We start from the raw sequence: 14,031 nt of genomic DNA, 5'->3' as shown, positions 1-14,031 counted from the left end.
TGCTATAAAATGCCGGTTGTCATGAATGAGGACTTTCTATTGCGCCGAATTTTGCAACTTTCCCGACTCCCGCTACTGCTTGGCTTGTTGGTGCTAAGCGGTTGTGACGTCAAAGAAAAACAGAGCAACCAGCAGGTCCGGATCCAGCACAGGGGCGAACTGCGGGTCGGTACCCTGTATCATCCGCTGTACTACTTCCTGCGGGATGAACAGGAAGAGGGGCTGGATTACGAGCTGGCCCGGCTGTTCGCCGACGAGCTGGGGGTCAACCTCAGGATGGTGCCCGCCTACAGCCTGGAGGAACTGTTCGTGCTGCTCGATGAAGGCAAGGTCGACATGCTGGCCGCCGGGCTCACCAGCACGCCGCTGCGCCGCCGGCAGTATCGCTTCGGACCCAGCCTCTACGAAGTGGCCCAGACCCTGGTGTATCGCAAAGGCGAATCCCGGCCCCGGGAACCCGGGCAGATCGCGGGGGAAATCCGGGTGCTGGCCGGCTCCAGCCAGGCCGAATGGCTGCACCGGCTGCAGCAGCAACGGCCCGAGCTGCACTGGGAAACCCGCCGCGACGCGGACGCGGAGGATCTGCTGCGCCAGGTGGCCGAAGGCCGCACCGACCACACCCTGGTGGAAGACACCCTGCTGGCCCGGACCCAACGCTACTACCCCAACGTGGAAGCCGCCTTTACCCTGAGCGAGCCGCAGCCGGTGGCCTGGGTGCTGGATCAGCGCGACGACGACAGCCTGTTCGGGCGGATGCTGGACTTTTTCGACCAGCAGCAGCGTGAGGGCACCCTCGCCCGGCTCAACGAAAAGTACTTCGGTCATATCCAGGACTTCGACTACGTCGACACCCGTACCTTCCTGCGCCGGGCCGAAGACGTGCTGCCCCGCTACCAGCCGCTGTTCGAGCGCTACGCCGGCGAACTCGACTGGCGGCTGCTGGCGGCCATCAGCTACCAGGAGTCACACTGGGATCCAGAGGCTCGTTCCTATACCGGGGTGCGCGGCATGATGATGCTGACCGAGGACACCGCCAAGCAGGTGGGGGTGGCGGACCGGCTCGATCCGGAGCAGAGCATCCGCGGCGGCGCCCAGTACCTGGCGTCACTGATCGAGCGGCTGCCGGACGCCATCCCCGCCGACGAAAAGGTATGGTTCGCCCTCGCCGCCTACAACCTGGGGCTGGGGCACCTGCTGGATGTGCGCCGGCTGACCCGGCTGCGCGATCAGGATCCCAACGCCTGGGCCCAGGTCAAGGACAACCTGCCGCTGCTGCACCAGCCCCAGTGGCACAGCAAGACCCGTTACGGCTACGCCCGGGGCCGGGAAGCGCAGAAGTTCGTCAACAATATCCGCCAGTATTACCAGAGCCTGCTGTGGTTGAACAATCAGGGCACGGATCCCGGCCTGGCCACCGCCCAGCTGGACGGCGCCGCGGCACGGCCCGGGCTTTAACGACAATGTCACTTTACTCAGGTATTACAACCTGATATCAAGTGTCGAGGAGCAGTCTTCTCCGGTTGCTTCGCCATTGTCGAGAGGAAATAACGATGTTGAAGAGAAAACGCACCCTGCTGCTGCAGCGCAAGCCCGCTGGCTGGTCCCCCCGGCGCAAGGTGCTGCTGCACGATATCCGCCGCAAGATACTGCGCCGTAACAGCGCCTATTTTCTGATCCAGACCGCCGCCGAATAAAAAAGGCAAGGGCATGCCCTTGCCTTGATCCCCGCTTCCCCACCGCCGTTTCCGGCCTCAGGATTTCTTTTTGATAAACTTCATCAGGCGCTTGCGCTTGCGCAGCTGGGTATCGGTCAGCTTGTTCTTGACGCCGGCGTAGGGATTGTCCCCTTCCTGGAATTCCACCCGTATCGGGGTGCCCATGATCTGCAGCGAGCGGCGAAAGTAGTTGATGAGGTAACGCTTGTAGGAGTCCGGCAGATCCTTCACCTGATTGCCGTGCACTATGATACGCGGCGGGTTGTAGCCACCGGCATGGGCGTACTTGAGCTTGACCCGGCGACCGCGCACCAGCGGCGGCTGGTGATCATCCTGGGCCATCTGCATGATGCGGGTCAGCATGGAGGTGTTCACCCGCTTGGTGGCCGACTCGTAAGCCTCCACCACGGAGCCGAACAGGTTGCCCACGCCGCTGCCGTGCAACGCCGAGATGAAGTGCAGCCGGGCGAAGTCGATAAAGCCCAGGCGCCGATCCAGCTCGCGCTTGATGTCGTCCTTCACATCCTGGCTCAGGCCGTCCCACTTGTTGACCGCCAGCACGATGCTGCGTCCGGCGTTAAGCACGAAGCCGAGCAGGCTCAGATCCTGATCGGAAAGGCCTTCCCGGGCATCCAGCACCAGCAGCACCACATTGGCATCCTCGATCGCCTTCAGGGTCTTGATCACCGAGAACTTTTCCACGGTTTCATGCACCCTGCCGCGGCGGCGTACCCCGGCGGTATCGATCAGGATGAAGTCCCGCTCGTCCCGCTTCATCGGGATATAAATGGAATCCCGGGTGGTACCCGGCATGTCGTACACCACCACCCGGTCTTCGCCCAGGATACGGTTGGTGAGGGTGGACTTGCCCACGTTGGGGCGGCCCACTATCGCCAGCTTGATCGGCAGATCCTCGAACGGCACCGCCTCCGCCGCTTCCTCTTCGTCCAGTCGATCCAGCATGTCGATGGCGTCATCGAAACCCAGCTCGTCGGCCAGCGCCAGCCCCTCCTCCTCCGCGGCCGCCTGCTCCGCGTCCCGGGCGGCGTTCAGCGCCGCCAGCTGTGGCGCCAGTGCCGTTTCCAGCAGGCTCAGCACGCCCCGGCCATGGGCCGCGGCGATCTGGTGGATATCGCCCAGTCCGAGCTGGTAGAACTCGCTCACCGCCGAGTCCGCGTCGATGCCGTCGGTCTTGTTGGCCACCAGCAGGGTCTTCTTGTCGTCCCGGCGCAGGTGGTTGGCGATGGCTTCGTCGGCCACGGTCAGACCGGCCCGGGCATCCACCATGAACAGCACCACGTCGGCCTCGTCGATGGCGGCCAGGGACTGGGCCGCCATCTTCAGCTCGATCCCTTCTTCGCTGCCGTCGATACCACCGGTATCCACCACGATGAACTCCAGCTCGCCGATGCTGGCCTGGCCATATTTACGATCCCGGGTCAGGCCGGGAAAATCGGCCACCAGGGCGTCCCGGGTGCGGGTAAGACGGTTGAACAGGGTGGATTTGCCCACGTTGGGGCGGCCCACCAGAGCCACTACTGGCATCATATGACTATCTCCAAAAAACAATAACGGCTCCTGATCCGGGATCAGGAGCCGGTGGTGCCGCCGACGGACAGTGATCAGGGCTGGCCGATGGCCACCAGATCACCACCGCGGGTCTGCACGTAAAGGGTGTCGCCGGCCACCACGGGGGCGACATAGAGGCCTTCGCTGTCCAGTCGCTGCAGCGAGCGGAGCGCACCGCTCTGGCGGTCGAGCCAGTACAGGTAGCCCTCGGCGTCCCCCACCACCAGGTATTCGCCGAAGACCGCCGGGGCGGTCAGTTGACGATTCTCCAGCTCGGTGTTCGACCACAGCTCCATACCGCTGCGGGCATCCACCGCAAACAGATGGCTGCGGCTGTCGCTGATATAGAGCGCCCGGCCGTCGCTGCTCAGATCACGGGAACCCTGGTACTGGCGCTTCCACAGTTCCTGGCCGGAAATCAGCTGATGGGCGGTCAGTTGGCCATTATAAGCGATGGCATACAGAATTTCGCCCAGAATCACCGGCCGCGACGACACATCCACCATCCGCTCCAGCTCGGTGGCTCCGCGCGGGCTGGCGATACGGGTATCGCGCACCGGCTGGCCGCTGGCCAGCAACACGATGCCGAGCCGGCCGTCGGCCCGGCCGTACAGCACGGCCCCGCCGGCGGTCACCGGGGTGGACATGCTGCGCAAGGTCAGGCTGGGCTGCTCGTTGCGCAGCGTCCACTGCGGCTCGCCGCCCGAGGCGTCGAGGGCCACCAGATTGCCGGCGCTGGTGTGCACCACCACCTTGCCTTCGTCCACTGCCGGCGCGGCCAGCACTTCACCCGGCACCTCCCGGGTCCAGAGGATCTCGCCGTCGGACTGGGACACCGCGTAGACGATGCCGTTTTCCGAGCCGAAGTAGAGGTTGCCGTAGGCGGCGGTCAGGCCACCGGAAATGCGCGGGCTGCGCTGCTGTTCGTTGATCGCCAGCTTGTCCAGCCGGGCCTGCCACAGCCGTTCGCCGCTGCTGCGGTCGAAGGCCGCCAGCACGCCGTCGCGGGAGGCGGCGAACAGGCGATCGCCGTCCACCACCGGGCGCAGTTGGGAGTAGAACTGTCCCACGCCGTCGCCCACCGACGCCGACCAGCGGGAGTCGGCCTCGAAGGCGTTGTCGATTTCCGGCAAGGGGCTCGCCGGGGCCACCGGCTCCTGGCTGGAGCAGGCCATCAGCCCCAGGCCGAGCACCAGCGGCACGATACGGGTCAGGTGTCTAGCCATGGTTATTCCTCATCGCCCAGTTCGGCGGAAACCGCCAGGTGGTCCAGCTTCAGCTGCAGGCCGGGGTTACCGCCGAGACCGCCGGCATCCATCGCCGCCCGATAGGCATCGCGGGCCGCCTCGGCCTGCTCGAGCGCCAGGTAGAGGTCGCCCTGGATTTCGCTGCGCAGGGCGCCGAAGGCCTCGCCGTCTACCTGGTCGAGCCGGGCCTGGGCGCCGGCGGGATCGTCCTGGGCCAGCAGCACCCGCGCCAGGCGCAGGCGGATGGTGTTGCCCAGGGCCGGGTCATCGGTCCCGGCCAGGGCCAGTTCCAGTTGCTGACGGGCCAGGGCCAGATCCCCGGCCTCCACCGCCCTGGCGGCCAGCAGCAGGGCCGCCAGTTCACCGTAGCTGTTGCCCTGGTTCTGCTCGACGAAGGCGGCGGCATCGTCGAAGACGGCGCTGCCCTGCTGTTGCAGGCGCTGGCTCAGTTGCTCGAACGCCTGGGCGCCGGCGGACTGGGTTGCCACCTGGTGGCTCTGGTAATAACGCCAGCCGAACAGGCCGCCGAGGCCGATCACCACGCCCAGCAGGATGGCCCGGCCGTACTCCTTCCACCAGCGTTTGAGGGTATCCAGTTGTTGTTCTTCGGTGCTGTAAATATCCACTCAGATCCCCTTTTGCTTGAGCTGTGCAATCATCTCGTCCACCGCCAGGGTCTGTTGTTCGCCCTGGCCACGCAAATACTTGAGTGTGACCTCGCCCCGGGCGATCTCTTCCTCGCCCAGGATCAGCGCCACCGCCGCCCCGCTCTTGTCGGCCCGCTTGAGCTGCTTCTTGAAGTTGCCGCCGCCGCAGTGGCTCATCACCCGCAGGGCCGGCAACTCGTCGCGCAGCCGCTCGGCCAGGGCAAAGCCCGCGGCCTGGCTGTCCTCGCCCATCATCGCCACATAGAGATCCGCCAGCGCCGGTTGCGGCTCGACCAGGTTGAGGGTTTCCAGCAGCAGCACCAGCCGCTCCATGCCCATGGCAAAGCCCACCGCCGGCGTGGCCTGCCCGCCCAACTGCTCCACCAGGCCGTCGTAGCGGCCGCCGCCGCACACCGTGCCCTGGGCGCCCAGGCTCTCGGTCACCCACTCGAACACGGTGAAGTTGTAGTAATCAAGGCCGCGCACCAGTCGCGGATTGAGTTCGAAGGCGATACCGGCGCCCTCGAGCAGCGCGCAGAGGCCATCGAAGTGGGCCCGGGTCTGTTCGCCGAAGTAATCACTCAGCACCGGGGCGTCCTTGAGCAGCGCCTGCACCGCCACGTTCTTGCTGTCCAGCACCCGCAGCGGGTTGCTGTGCATGCGCCGGCGGCAGTCTTCGTCGAGCACCTCCTGGTGCTGTTCCAGGAAGGCGACCAGCGCCTGGCGGTATTGCACCCGCTCCTCGGGCGCCCCCAGGCTGTTGAGCTGCAGGATAACGTGTTCGCTCACGCCCAGGGCTTGCCACAGCCGGGCGGTGAGCATGATCAGCTCGGCGTCGATATCCGGCCCCTGCAGGCCGAATACCTCGACCCCGAACTGGTGGAACTGGCGGTAACGGCCCTTCTGCGGCCGCTCGTAGCGGAACATGGGCCCCATGTACCACATGCGTCGCTCCTGGTTGTACAGCAGGCCGTGCTCGATGCCGGCACGCACGCAGCCGGCGGTGCCTTCGGGCCTCAGGGTCAGGCTGTCGCCGTTGCGGTCGTCGAAGGTATACATCTCCTTTTCGACCACGTCGGTCACTTCACCAATGGCCCGCTTGAACAGGCCGGTGACTTCCATCACCGGCATGCGGATTTCCGAGTAACCGTAGGCACTCATGGTGTGCCGGAGGATGTTTTCTGCCTGCTGCCAGGCCGGGGTCTGCTCCGGCAGGCAGTCGTTCATTCCACGAATTGCTTGAATCTGTTTGGCCACTACAATATCTCTGTTTTTTAAGGGCTTAAGGTAACCGAGGGCTTATTTCTTGTGTTGCACTGGGATACGGGCGGCGGGATCCCGCATCGCGACCTTGGCCCGGATGCGGGCCTCCAGCACATCGATCAGCGCCGCGTTGTCGAGCCGGTCCACCCGCACGCCGTCCTCGTAGAAGGCGCTCTTGCGCTGGGCACCGGCCAGCCCCAGATCGGAGATCAGCGCCTCGCCGGGACCGTTGACCACGCAGCCGATGATGGACACGTCCATCGGGGTGACGATGTCTTCCAGCCGGCTTTCCAGGGCGTTGACGGTGCCGATGACGTCGAACTCCTGGCGGGAGCAGGAGGGACAGGCGATGAAATTGATGCCCCGGGAGCGAATGCGCAGGGATTTGAGGATGTCGAAGCCGACCTTGACCTCTTCCACCGGATCGGCGGCCAGCGAGACGCGTAGGGTGTCACCGATGCCGTCGGCCAGCAGCATGCCGAGGCCGATGGCGGACTTGACCGCTCCGCTGCGGAAACCGCCGGCTTCGGTGATGCCGAGATGGAGGGGTTGTTCGATCTGGCGGGCCAGCTCCCGGTAGGCGCCCACCGCCAGGAAGACGTCGGAGGCCTTGACACTGACCTTGAACTGGTCGAAGTTGAGCCGGTCGAGGATCTCCACGTGGCGCAGCGCCGACTCCACCAGGGCCTGCGGCGTGGGCTCACCGTATTTTTCCTGCAGATCCTTTTCCAGCGAGCCGCCGTTGACCCCGATACGGATGGGGATACCCTTGTCCCGGGCACAATCCACCACCGCCCGCACCCGGTCTTCCCGGCCGATGTTGCCCGGGTTGATACGCAGGCAGTCGGCACCGTATTCCGCCACCTGCAGCGCGATGCGGTAGTCAAAATGAATGTCGGCCACCAGCGGCATGTCGGTGCCGGCGCGGATGGCCCTGAAGGCTTCCGCCGCCTCCATGGTGGGCACCGAGACCCGCACTATGTCGGCACCGGCCTTTTCCACCGCCCGGATCTGGGCCAGGGTCGCCGCCACGTCGGTGGTGAGGGTATTGGTCATGGTCTGCACGCTGATGGGGGCATCGCCCCCGACCAGCACGGAGCCCACGCGAATCTGCTTGGACTGACGACGAACGATGGGGGAGTCGTGTTGAGACATGATCTACTCTTGGTTCAATCAGGGTTGCGGTACGGTCAGGCGGGCCACCCGCCCGGCATTAAAGGAAGACAGATCGACCGCCTGGTTCATGTATTCCACGCTGGCCGCGCGGGGCGCCCCCAGCACCAGGCGAAACGGCGGCTCGCCTTCGAGGGTGAGCGACTCGTCGGCCTTCTTCACCCCTTCCGCCATGACCCGCCCCTGGCTATCGGTCACCTGGATCCAGCAATCATCGCTGAAACGCATCACCAGTTGCCTGGGGTCAGCCTCCGCGGCGGCCGGCTCGTCTTCGCCACCGGCGGGCACCGCGGAGGCGTCGACCGCCGCCGGCTCCGCCGTGGCCACCGGCTCGGCAACGGGCTCGGACTCCGCCACGGGAGCAGAGCCGGTGGCCAGATTCGGGCTGGTTTCGCCGCCTTCCGGGTTGGCCGGGATGCCGGTATCGGCCGGCATCGGCTCGGGCTCGGTTATTGGCGGCAAGGCCAGCGGCTGGCTCAAGGCGTCGACCGCCGCCGGGTTGCCGCCGGTCGCCTGCGGCGCCACGGGCTCGGACGACGGTTCCGGCTCTGCCTGCTGGGCCACCGGCTCCAGGGTCCGCTCGATGTAACTGGCCCCGCTGTCCTGCCACCACCAGTAGAACAGGGAGCCCAGCAGGCCGAGCAGCACCAGCCAGCTGATCCGCTTGAGCCACTTGTCGCTGGCCTGCTGACGGGTTTTCTTGGAAAAGCTCTGCATGGGGGCAGCGGTGCTCATCTGCTCGATGCCGCTCATGCCGTCGAAGGCGGACAGGGCCGTCTGTTCATCGACCCCGACCACCTTGGCATAGGCTTTGACATAGCCGCGCAGGAAGGTCACCGCCACGCCGGCCTTGTATTCGTCGTGGTCGATGGATTCGATGACCGCCAGCCGCAGGTTGAGCCGCCGCGCCACCTCCGCCTGGGTCCAGCCCCTGGCTTCCCTCGCCTGGCGCAACATGGCCCCGGGGCCGGCCACTACCCTTGATTCAGCCTGAGGCTGTTGTTCTGCTTCATTAATAGTCATTTGCTAAGAATCGCTTGGCCTGTTCTGAATCCGGAAATAAACGTACCAGCTCGGCACCGGCCTGCTGGGCTTGTGCCACTCGCCCCAGTGTCTCGGCGGTACGTACGGTTAACCATAAACTTTGTGGGTTGGCCTGGTGTTCGCGCTGATAGCGCGCCAGATAATCGAGCGCACCCGCTTCGTCTCCCTGTTCGACCAGCAGCTCCGCGGCCCCCAGCAGGGATCTCGGCTTGGCCGGGTTGTACTCCAGTGCCCGTTTGAAATAATCGAGCGCCGCCTGGGGCTGGCCGTTCCGGCTCGCGCACAGTGCGGCGTTTTCATAGGTGTCGGCGACCTGCACGTAGCCGGGCACCACCACCGCCTTCCTAAACATGGCATCGGCTTCATCGAAACGTTCCCTGGAGCACAGGAAAACGCCGTAGTTATTCAGGCCGTCGCCGTGGTTCGGCGCCAGCTTGAGCACCTGCCGGTAGCTTTTCTCGGCGTTGTCGAACTCGGAAACGGACTGGTAGAAATACGCCTGGGCGAGATGGATGTCCGGGTTCCTGGGATCCTGGGAGAGCGCCCTGTCGATATTGAACTTGGCCTGTTCCGCGTCACCGCGTTGCAGGTACTCCAGCCCAAGATTCATGCGAGTCATGGCTGCCTCCGACGGCTTGAACACCAGATCCCGCGACGGCTTGCCGCCGGACCAGTGGGTGGTCTCGCTGACGCAACCGCTCAGCACCCCCAGGATCATTACTGTCGGTAACAGAGTAAGTCTTCGCATTCCCTTTTACACCAATGGTTTGTTCCTTAAACCATTGTGACGGATATGCTTTGCTCCTGCATCCGTTTTTTAAGGGTACGCTTGGTTCTGTCGATCACATCACCCACCAATTGACCGCAGGCGGCGTCGATATCGTCTCCCCGGGTCTTGCGAATGGTGACGGTGTTGCCGTACTGCATCAGCACCTTGTTGAAGCGATCGATACGGCTGTTGCTCGGCTTGCCGTAGGGATTGCCCGGGAAGGGGTTGAACGGGATCAGGTTGATCTTGCAGGGCAAATCCTTGAGCAGTTCGGCCAACTCATGGGCGTGCTGCATGTCGTCGTTGACATGATCGAGCAGCACGTACTCGATGGTTACCTTGCCGTGGTTGGCGTTGGACTTGGAAATATAGCGACGGACGCTGTCGAGCAGGGTGGCGATATCGTACTTGTCGTTGATCGGCATGATCTCCGAGCGCAACTTATCGTTGGGCGCGTGCAGCGACACCGCCAGCGCCACGTCGATCATGTCGCCGAGCTTATCCAGCGCCGGTACCACACCGGAGGTGGACAGGGTCACCCGCCGTTTGGACAGGCCAAAGCCGTAGTCTTCCAGCATCAGCCGCATCGCCGGCACCACGTTGTTCAGGTTGAGCAGCGGCTCGCCCATGCCCATCATCACCACATTGGTGATCGGCTTGCGGCCGGAGTCACGCACGAAACCGACCCGGCTGGCGGCGCGCCACACCTGGCCGATGATCTCGGACACCTTGAGGTTGCGGTTGAACCCCTGCTGGGCGGTAGAGCAGAACTTGCAGTCCAGGGCGCAGCCCACCTGGGACGAGACGCACAGGGTGGCCCGGTCGCCGTCGGGAATATAGACGGTTTCCACTTCCTGGTCGCCGACCGTCATCGCCCACTTGATGGTGCCGTCGGCGGATTTCTGCTCGACGCTGATTTCGGGCGCCCGGATTTCGGCCCGCTCCCCGAGCTTGGCGCGCAACACCTTGTTGATATTGGTCATCTGCTCGAAGTCGTCGCAACCGAAATGGTAGATCCACTTCATCACCTGATCGGCCCGAAACGGCTTCTCGCCCAGTTCCGCGAAGAACGCGCGCATGCCGTTACGATCCAGATCCAGCAGGTTTGTTTTTGTCTCACTCATCGGTTGCCTCTCGCTTTGTGACCAGAGCCCACAGGGCGCGAAATTGTACAGAGTTTAGCACCCGGTTGCCAGCGCTACCGCCCCGCCGGCCGGGCATGGCGGCACAAAAAAAGGAGCCGAAGCTCCTTTTTTTCAACCACATCCCGGGCTTAGCGGGTGCGCGGGCAGATTTCTTCGTCGCTGAAGAAATAAGCGATTTCGCGGGCGGCGGACGCCGGGGCATCGGAGCCGTGCACGGCATTCTCGTCGATGCTGTTGGCATAGTCGGCGCGCAGGGTACCGGCCAGGGCGTCGGCCGGGTTAGTGGCACCCATGATCTCACGGTTGCGACGCACGGCATCTTCGCCTTCCAGCACCTGCACCATCACCGGGCCTGAGGTCATGAAGCCGACCAGGGCCTTGAAGAAAGGACGCTCGCTGTGCTCGGCGTAGAAACCTTCGGCCTGCTCGCGGCTCAGGTGAACCATCTTGGAGGCCACGATCTTCAGGCCAGCCGCTTCGAAACGCTGGTAGATGGCACCGATCAGGTTCTTGGCGACGGCATCAGGCTTGATGATGGAGAAAGTACGTTCGAGAGCCATGTGTGTTCCTTTAAAGTAAACGGGCTAGGTAAAAACGGGCCGAATTATACGTAAAGCCAACCCAAGTTAACACTGTTGTTCAGCATTTTTATTGCACCGGGGCAACAGGATGTAACGTTTTAGCCGGTGTGCTCCAGCAGGATCCGCGCCAAGGTACGCAGGCCCAGGGCGGTGCCGCCCGCCGACCAGTCCTCATCGGCGTTGTTGTGGTAAGCGGCGGCCAAGTCGAAGTGCAGCCAGCCCCGCCCCTCATTGGGCACGAAACGGGACAGGAAACCGGCGGCATTGGAGGCCCCGCCAGGCCCCCCACCCTTCACCGGCCGGCTGTTGGCGGTATCGGCGTAGGCGGACGGGCACTGCTCCCGGTGCCAGGGCGCCAGCGGCAACTGCCACAGCGGCTCGTTTTCCTGTTCAGCCAGGCTCAGTGCCCGTTGCGCCAGGGGCTGATCGAGGGCGAACAAGGCGTTGTACTCCTGTCCCACCGCCGTCACGGCGGCGCCGGTGAGGGTGGCCGCATCAATGATCAGTCCGGCTCCGGTCTCGCCCGCCGCCAACAGGCCGTCGGCCAGCACCAGCCGGCCCTCCGCATCGGTGTTGACGATTTCCACTCTGGTGCCGTTTTTGTAGTCGAGGATATCCCCCAGCTTGTAGGCATGGCCGGAGATCAGGTTCTCGGCGCAGCACAGGAACAGCTTGACCCGCCGGTTCAGGCCACTCAGCATGGCCAGCCCCAGGGCGCCAGTGACCAGGGCCGCCCCGCCCATGTCGCCCTTCATGTGCAGCATGCCTTCGGAGGCCTTGATGGAATAGCCGCCGGAGTCGAAGGTGATGCCCTTGCCCACCAGGCAGGCGGCGACCGGCGCCTTGCGATCGCCGGTGGGATTGAAGTCGAGCTCCAGCAGCACCGGTTCGCGGTCACTGCCCCGGCCCACCTGGTAGATACCGACGAAGCCGGCGTCGCGCAGCGCCTCGCCTTTGAGGATACGGTGGCTGACCCGGGCCGGCGCCAGTTCGGTGATAAAGCTGGCCGCCTCCACCGCCAGGGCCACCGGGCCTAGTTGTTCGGGGGTGGCGTTGGTCAGGTTCCTCACCCAACGGGCGCAGCGCAGGCGGGCGTCGAGCAGCCGGCGGGCGGTTTCATCGGTCCCCGCCCAGTACAGCTCCCCTTCGTCCTTGCTGCTCATCCAGCCCTGGGCGAAGGCCCATTGCTGCTCGATATGCCAGTCGCCAGCCAGTTGTACCCGCCGCAGGCCCTGGCCGTGCAGCCGGCGGCCCGCCCGCTGCACGGCCCTCAGCGAGGGCGTGGGCAGATGGATCACCATGCCCCGCTCGTCGTGGCTCAGCAGGGCATTCCCCCCCCACTCGGCCGGTGCCGGCGCCGAACTCAAGCGCACCGGCATCATGACGCCGGTGCCTCGCAGACCCGGGCCAGCATGGCAGCGATGGTACGCACCCCGTGGCCCTTGCCACCGGAGCCCCAGAGATCGTTGGCGCTCTTCTGGTACGAGCCGGACAGGTCCATATGCACCCAGCTACGGCCGTTATCCGGTACGAAGCGGGACAGGAAGGCGGCGGCGGTGGAGGCGCCGGCCATGCCCTCGCCGCCGTGCACATTGGCCATGTCGGCAAAGGCCGAGCCGAGCTGGCCGACGTGGAAGGGTTCAAGCGGCAGATGCCAAGCTTTCTCGCATTCCTCCCGGGCGGCCCGCACCGTGGCCTGGGCCAGCTCGTCGTTCATGCTGAACACGGCGTTGTAATCGCGTCCCAGCGCCATCTTGGCGGCGCCGGTGAGGGTAGCGGCATCCAGGATAAAGGGGGCGCCGGTTGCACTGGCCGCCAGCAGGCCGTCGGCCAGCACCAGCCGGCCTTCGGCGTCGGTGTTGAGGATCTCGACGCTGATGCCGTTTTTATAGGTGAGGATGTCGCCCAGCTTGTAGGCATGGCCGGACACCAGGTTTTCGGCACAGCACAGGAACAGCTTGATCCTTTTGTCCAGGCCGCGCCGGATAGCCAGGGCCAGGGCGCCGGTGACGGTGGCGGCGCCGCCCATATCGGATTTCATCACCGACATGCCGTCGGACGGCTTGATGCTGTAGCCGCCCGAATCGAAGGTGATGCCCTTGCCTACCAGGCAAGCAGCCACCGGGGCTTCGGCGTTGCCGGTGGGGTTGAAGTCGAGTTCGAGCAGGGTGGGCGGACGCACGCTGCCCCGGCCCACCTCGTAGATGCCGACGTAGCCGAGATCCTTCAACTGCTCGCCGCTGTAGATACGGTAGTTGACGGCGGTCGGCGCCAGCGACTGGATGAATTTGCCCGCCTCGGTGGCCAGGGACGCCGGGTAAACGTCTTCCGGGGTGCCGTTGATCATTTCCCGCACCCAGTAGGTGGCAGTGGTGCGGGCGTCGAGCTCGGCCAGCTCGGCGGCGTCGGTCTGCCCCCACTCCAGCCGCTGGCCGCCCTTGGCATTATAGAATCCCTGGGCGAAGGCCCAGCGGCTCTCCAGGCACCAGCCCTCGCCGCTCAGCGCCACCTGCTTGATGCCCATGGCATCGAGCTTGCGCCCCGCCTGCTGGGCCTTGCGCAACAGCTCGCCGACATCGGTGACATGTACCCGGGCTTCATCTTCGCAAAAGCTCAACAACGCCTTTTCACCCCAATGAGCGGCGGCGGCTTCGCTGCAGAGCATAACTTTCATGGTTGCGGGCATAGAGAATTCCTTGTTCTGTTGACAGAAAACGGAAAAAGCCACAGCGGGACTGTGGCTTGAAAAACAGCTAGAAGCTAGAAGCTAGAAGCTAGAAGCTAGAAGCTAGAAGCTAGAAGCTAGAAGCTAGAAGCTAGAAGCTAGAAGCTAGAAGCTAGAAGCTAGAAGCTAGAAGCTAGAAGCTAGAAGCTAGAA

13 protein-coding genes are annotated in these 14,031 nt (G+C 64.4%); 2 read left to right on the top strand and 11 right to left on the bottom strand.

Going from position 1 to position 14,031, the window contains the following annotated elements; translation table 11 throughout:
* Positions 1-90 precede the first annotated feature (90 nt).
* The gene (gene mltF / locus C7H85_RS19100; RefSeq protein WP_245879727.1) at positions 91-1,455 is read left to right on the top strand and encodes a membrane-bound lytic murein transglycosylase MltF; all 1,365 of its coding nucleotides are present in this window, start codon (positions 91-93) and stop codon (positions 1,453-1,455) included.
* A gap of 95 nt (positions 1,456-1,550) precedes the next feature.
* A complete protein-coding gene (locus C7H85_RS19830; RefSeq protein WP_168388284.1) occupies positions 1,551-1,694 on the top strand; it encodes a hypothetical protein in 144 nt (47 codons plus the stop codon).
* Between the two features lie 57 nt (positions 1,695-1,751).
* Here C7H85_RS19830 and der read toward each other — a convergent pair whose 3' ends face one another.
* From der to pepB (C7H85_RS19045), 11 genes are all read right to left on the bottom strand, one after another.
* On the bottom strand, positions 1,752-3,263 hold the full coding sequence (gene der, locus C7H85_RS19095; protein WP_106731303.1) for a ribosome biogenesis GTPase Der: 1,512 nt from the start codon (positions 3,261-3,263) through the stop codon (positions 1,752-1,754).
* 74 nt (positions 3,264-3,337) lie between these two features.
* Positions 3,338-4,510 carry an outer membrane protein assembly factor BamB gene (gene bamB, locus C7H85_RS19090; RefSeq protein ID WP_106731302.1) on the bottom strand — a complete coding sequence of 391 codons (1,173 nt, stop codon included), beginning with the start codon at positions 4,508-4,510 and terminating at the stop codon, positions 3,338-3,340.
* A 2-nt stretch (positions 4,511-4,512) separates the two neighbouring features.
* Positions 4,513-5,157 carry a YfgM family protein gene (locus C7H85_RS19085; RefSeq protein WP_106731301.1) on the bottom strand — a complete coding sequence of 215 codons (645 nt, stop codon included), beginning with the start codon at positions 5,155-5,157 and terminating at the stop codon, positions 4,513-4,515.
* Entirely contained in the window at positions 5,158-6,435 is a 1,278-nt protein-coding gene (gene hisS, locus C7H85_RS19080; protein WP_106731300.1) for a histidine--tRNA ligase, read from the bottom strand.
* A gap of 42 nt (positions 6,436-6,477) precedes the next feature.
* Positions 6,478-7,596 (bottom strand): flavodoxin-dependent (E)-4-hydroxy-3-methylbut-2-enyl-diphosphate synthase, encoded by a 1,119-nt coding sequence (ispG, locus tag C7H85_RS19075; protein ID WP_106731299.1) that lies wholly within the window; start codon positions 7,594-7,596, stop codon positions 6,478-6,480.
* Positions 7,597-7,614: 18 nt separating this feature from the next.
* Positions 7,615-8,637 (bottom strand): cytoskeleton protein RodZ, encoded by a 1,023-nt coding sequence (rodZ, locus tag C7H85_RS19070; protein WP_106731298.1) that lies wholly within the window; start codon positions 8,635-8,637, stop codon positions 7,615-7,617.
* A complete protein-coding gene (pilW, locus tag C7H85_RS19065; protein WP_106731297.1) occupies positions 8,627-9,406 on the bottom strand; it encodes a type IV pilus biogenesis/stability protein PilW in 780 nt (259 codons plus the stop codon). The genes rodZ and pilW overlap by 11 nt, the downstream gene beginning before the upstream one ends.
* 26 nt (positions 9,407-9,432) lie before the next feature.
* The gene (rlmN, locus tag C7H85_RS19060) at positions 9,433-10,551 is read right to left on the bottom strand and encodes a dual-specificity RNA methyltransferase RlmN (RefSeq protein ID WP_106731296.1); all 1,119 of its coding nucleotides are present in this window, start codon (positions 10,549-10,551) and stop codon (positions 9,433-9,435) included.
* A 149-nt stretch (positions 10,552-10,700) separates the two neighbouring features.
* Positions 10,701-11,132 (bottom strand): nucleoside-diphosphate kinase, encoded by a 432-nt coding sequence (gene ndk / locus C7H85_RS19055; protein ID WP_106731295.1) that lies wholly within the window; start codon positions 11,130-11,132, stop codon positions 10,701-10,703.
* Positions 11,133-11,251: 119 nt separating this feature from the next.
* Positions 11,252-12,532 (bottom strand): aminopeptidase PepB, encoded by a 1,281-nt coding sequence (pepB, locus tag C7H85_RS19050; RefSeq protein WP_106731313.1) that lies wholly within the window; start codon positions 12,530-12,532, stop codon positions 11,252-11,254.
* The gene (pepB, locus tag C7H85_RS19045) at positions 12,532-13,839 is read right to left on the bottom strand and encodes an aminopeptidase PepB (RefSeq protein ID WP_106731294.1); all 1,308 of its coding nucleotides are present in this window, start codon (positions 13,837-13,839) and stop codon (positions 12,532-12,534) included. Before pepB (C7H85_RS19045) ends, pepB (C7H85_RS19050) begins: the two co-directional genes overlap by 1 nt.
* Positions 13,840-14,031: the final 192 nt, after the last annotated feature.

Source organism: Zobellella endophytica, from assembly GCF_003012775.1.
GTDB lineage: Bacteria > Pseudomonadota > Gammaproteobacteria > Enterobacterales > Aeromonadaceae > Oceanimonas > Oceanimonas endophytica.
The sequence above is the reverse complement of the archived record's forward strand: the minus strand, read 5'-3'. Positions and strand labels throughout refer to the sequence as shown.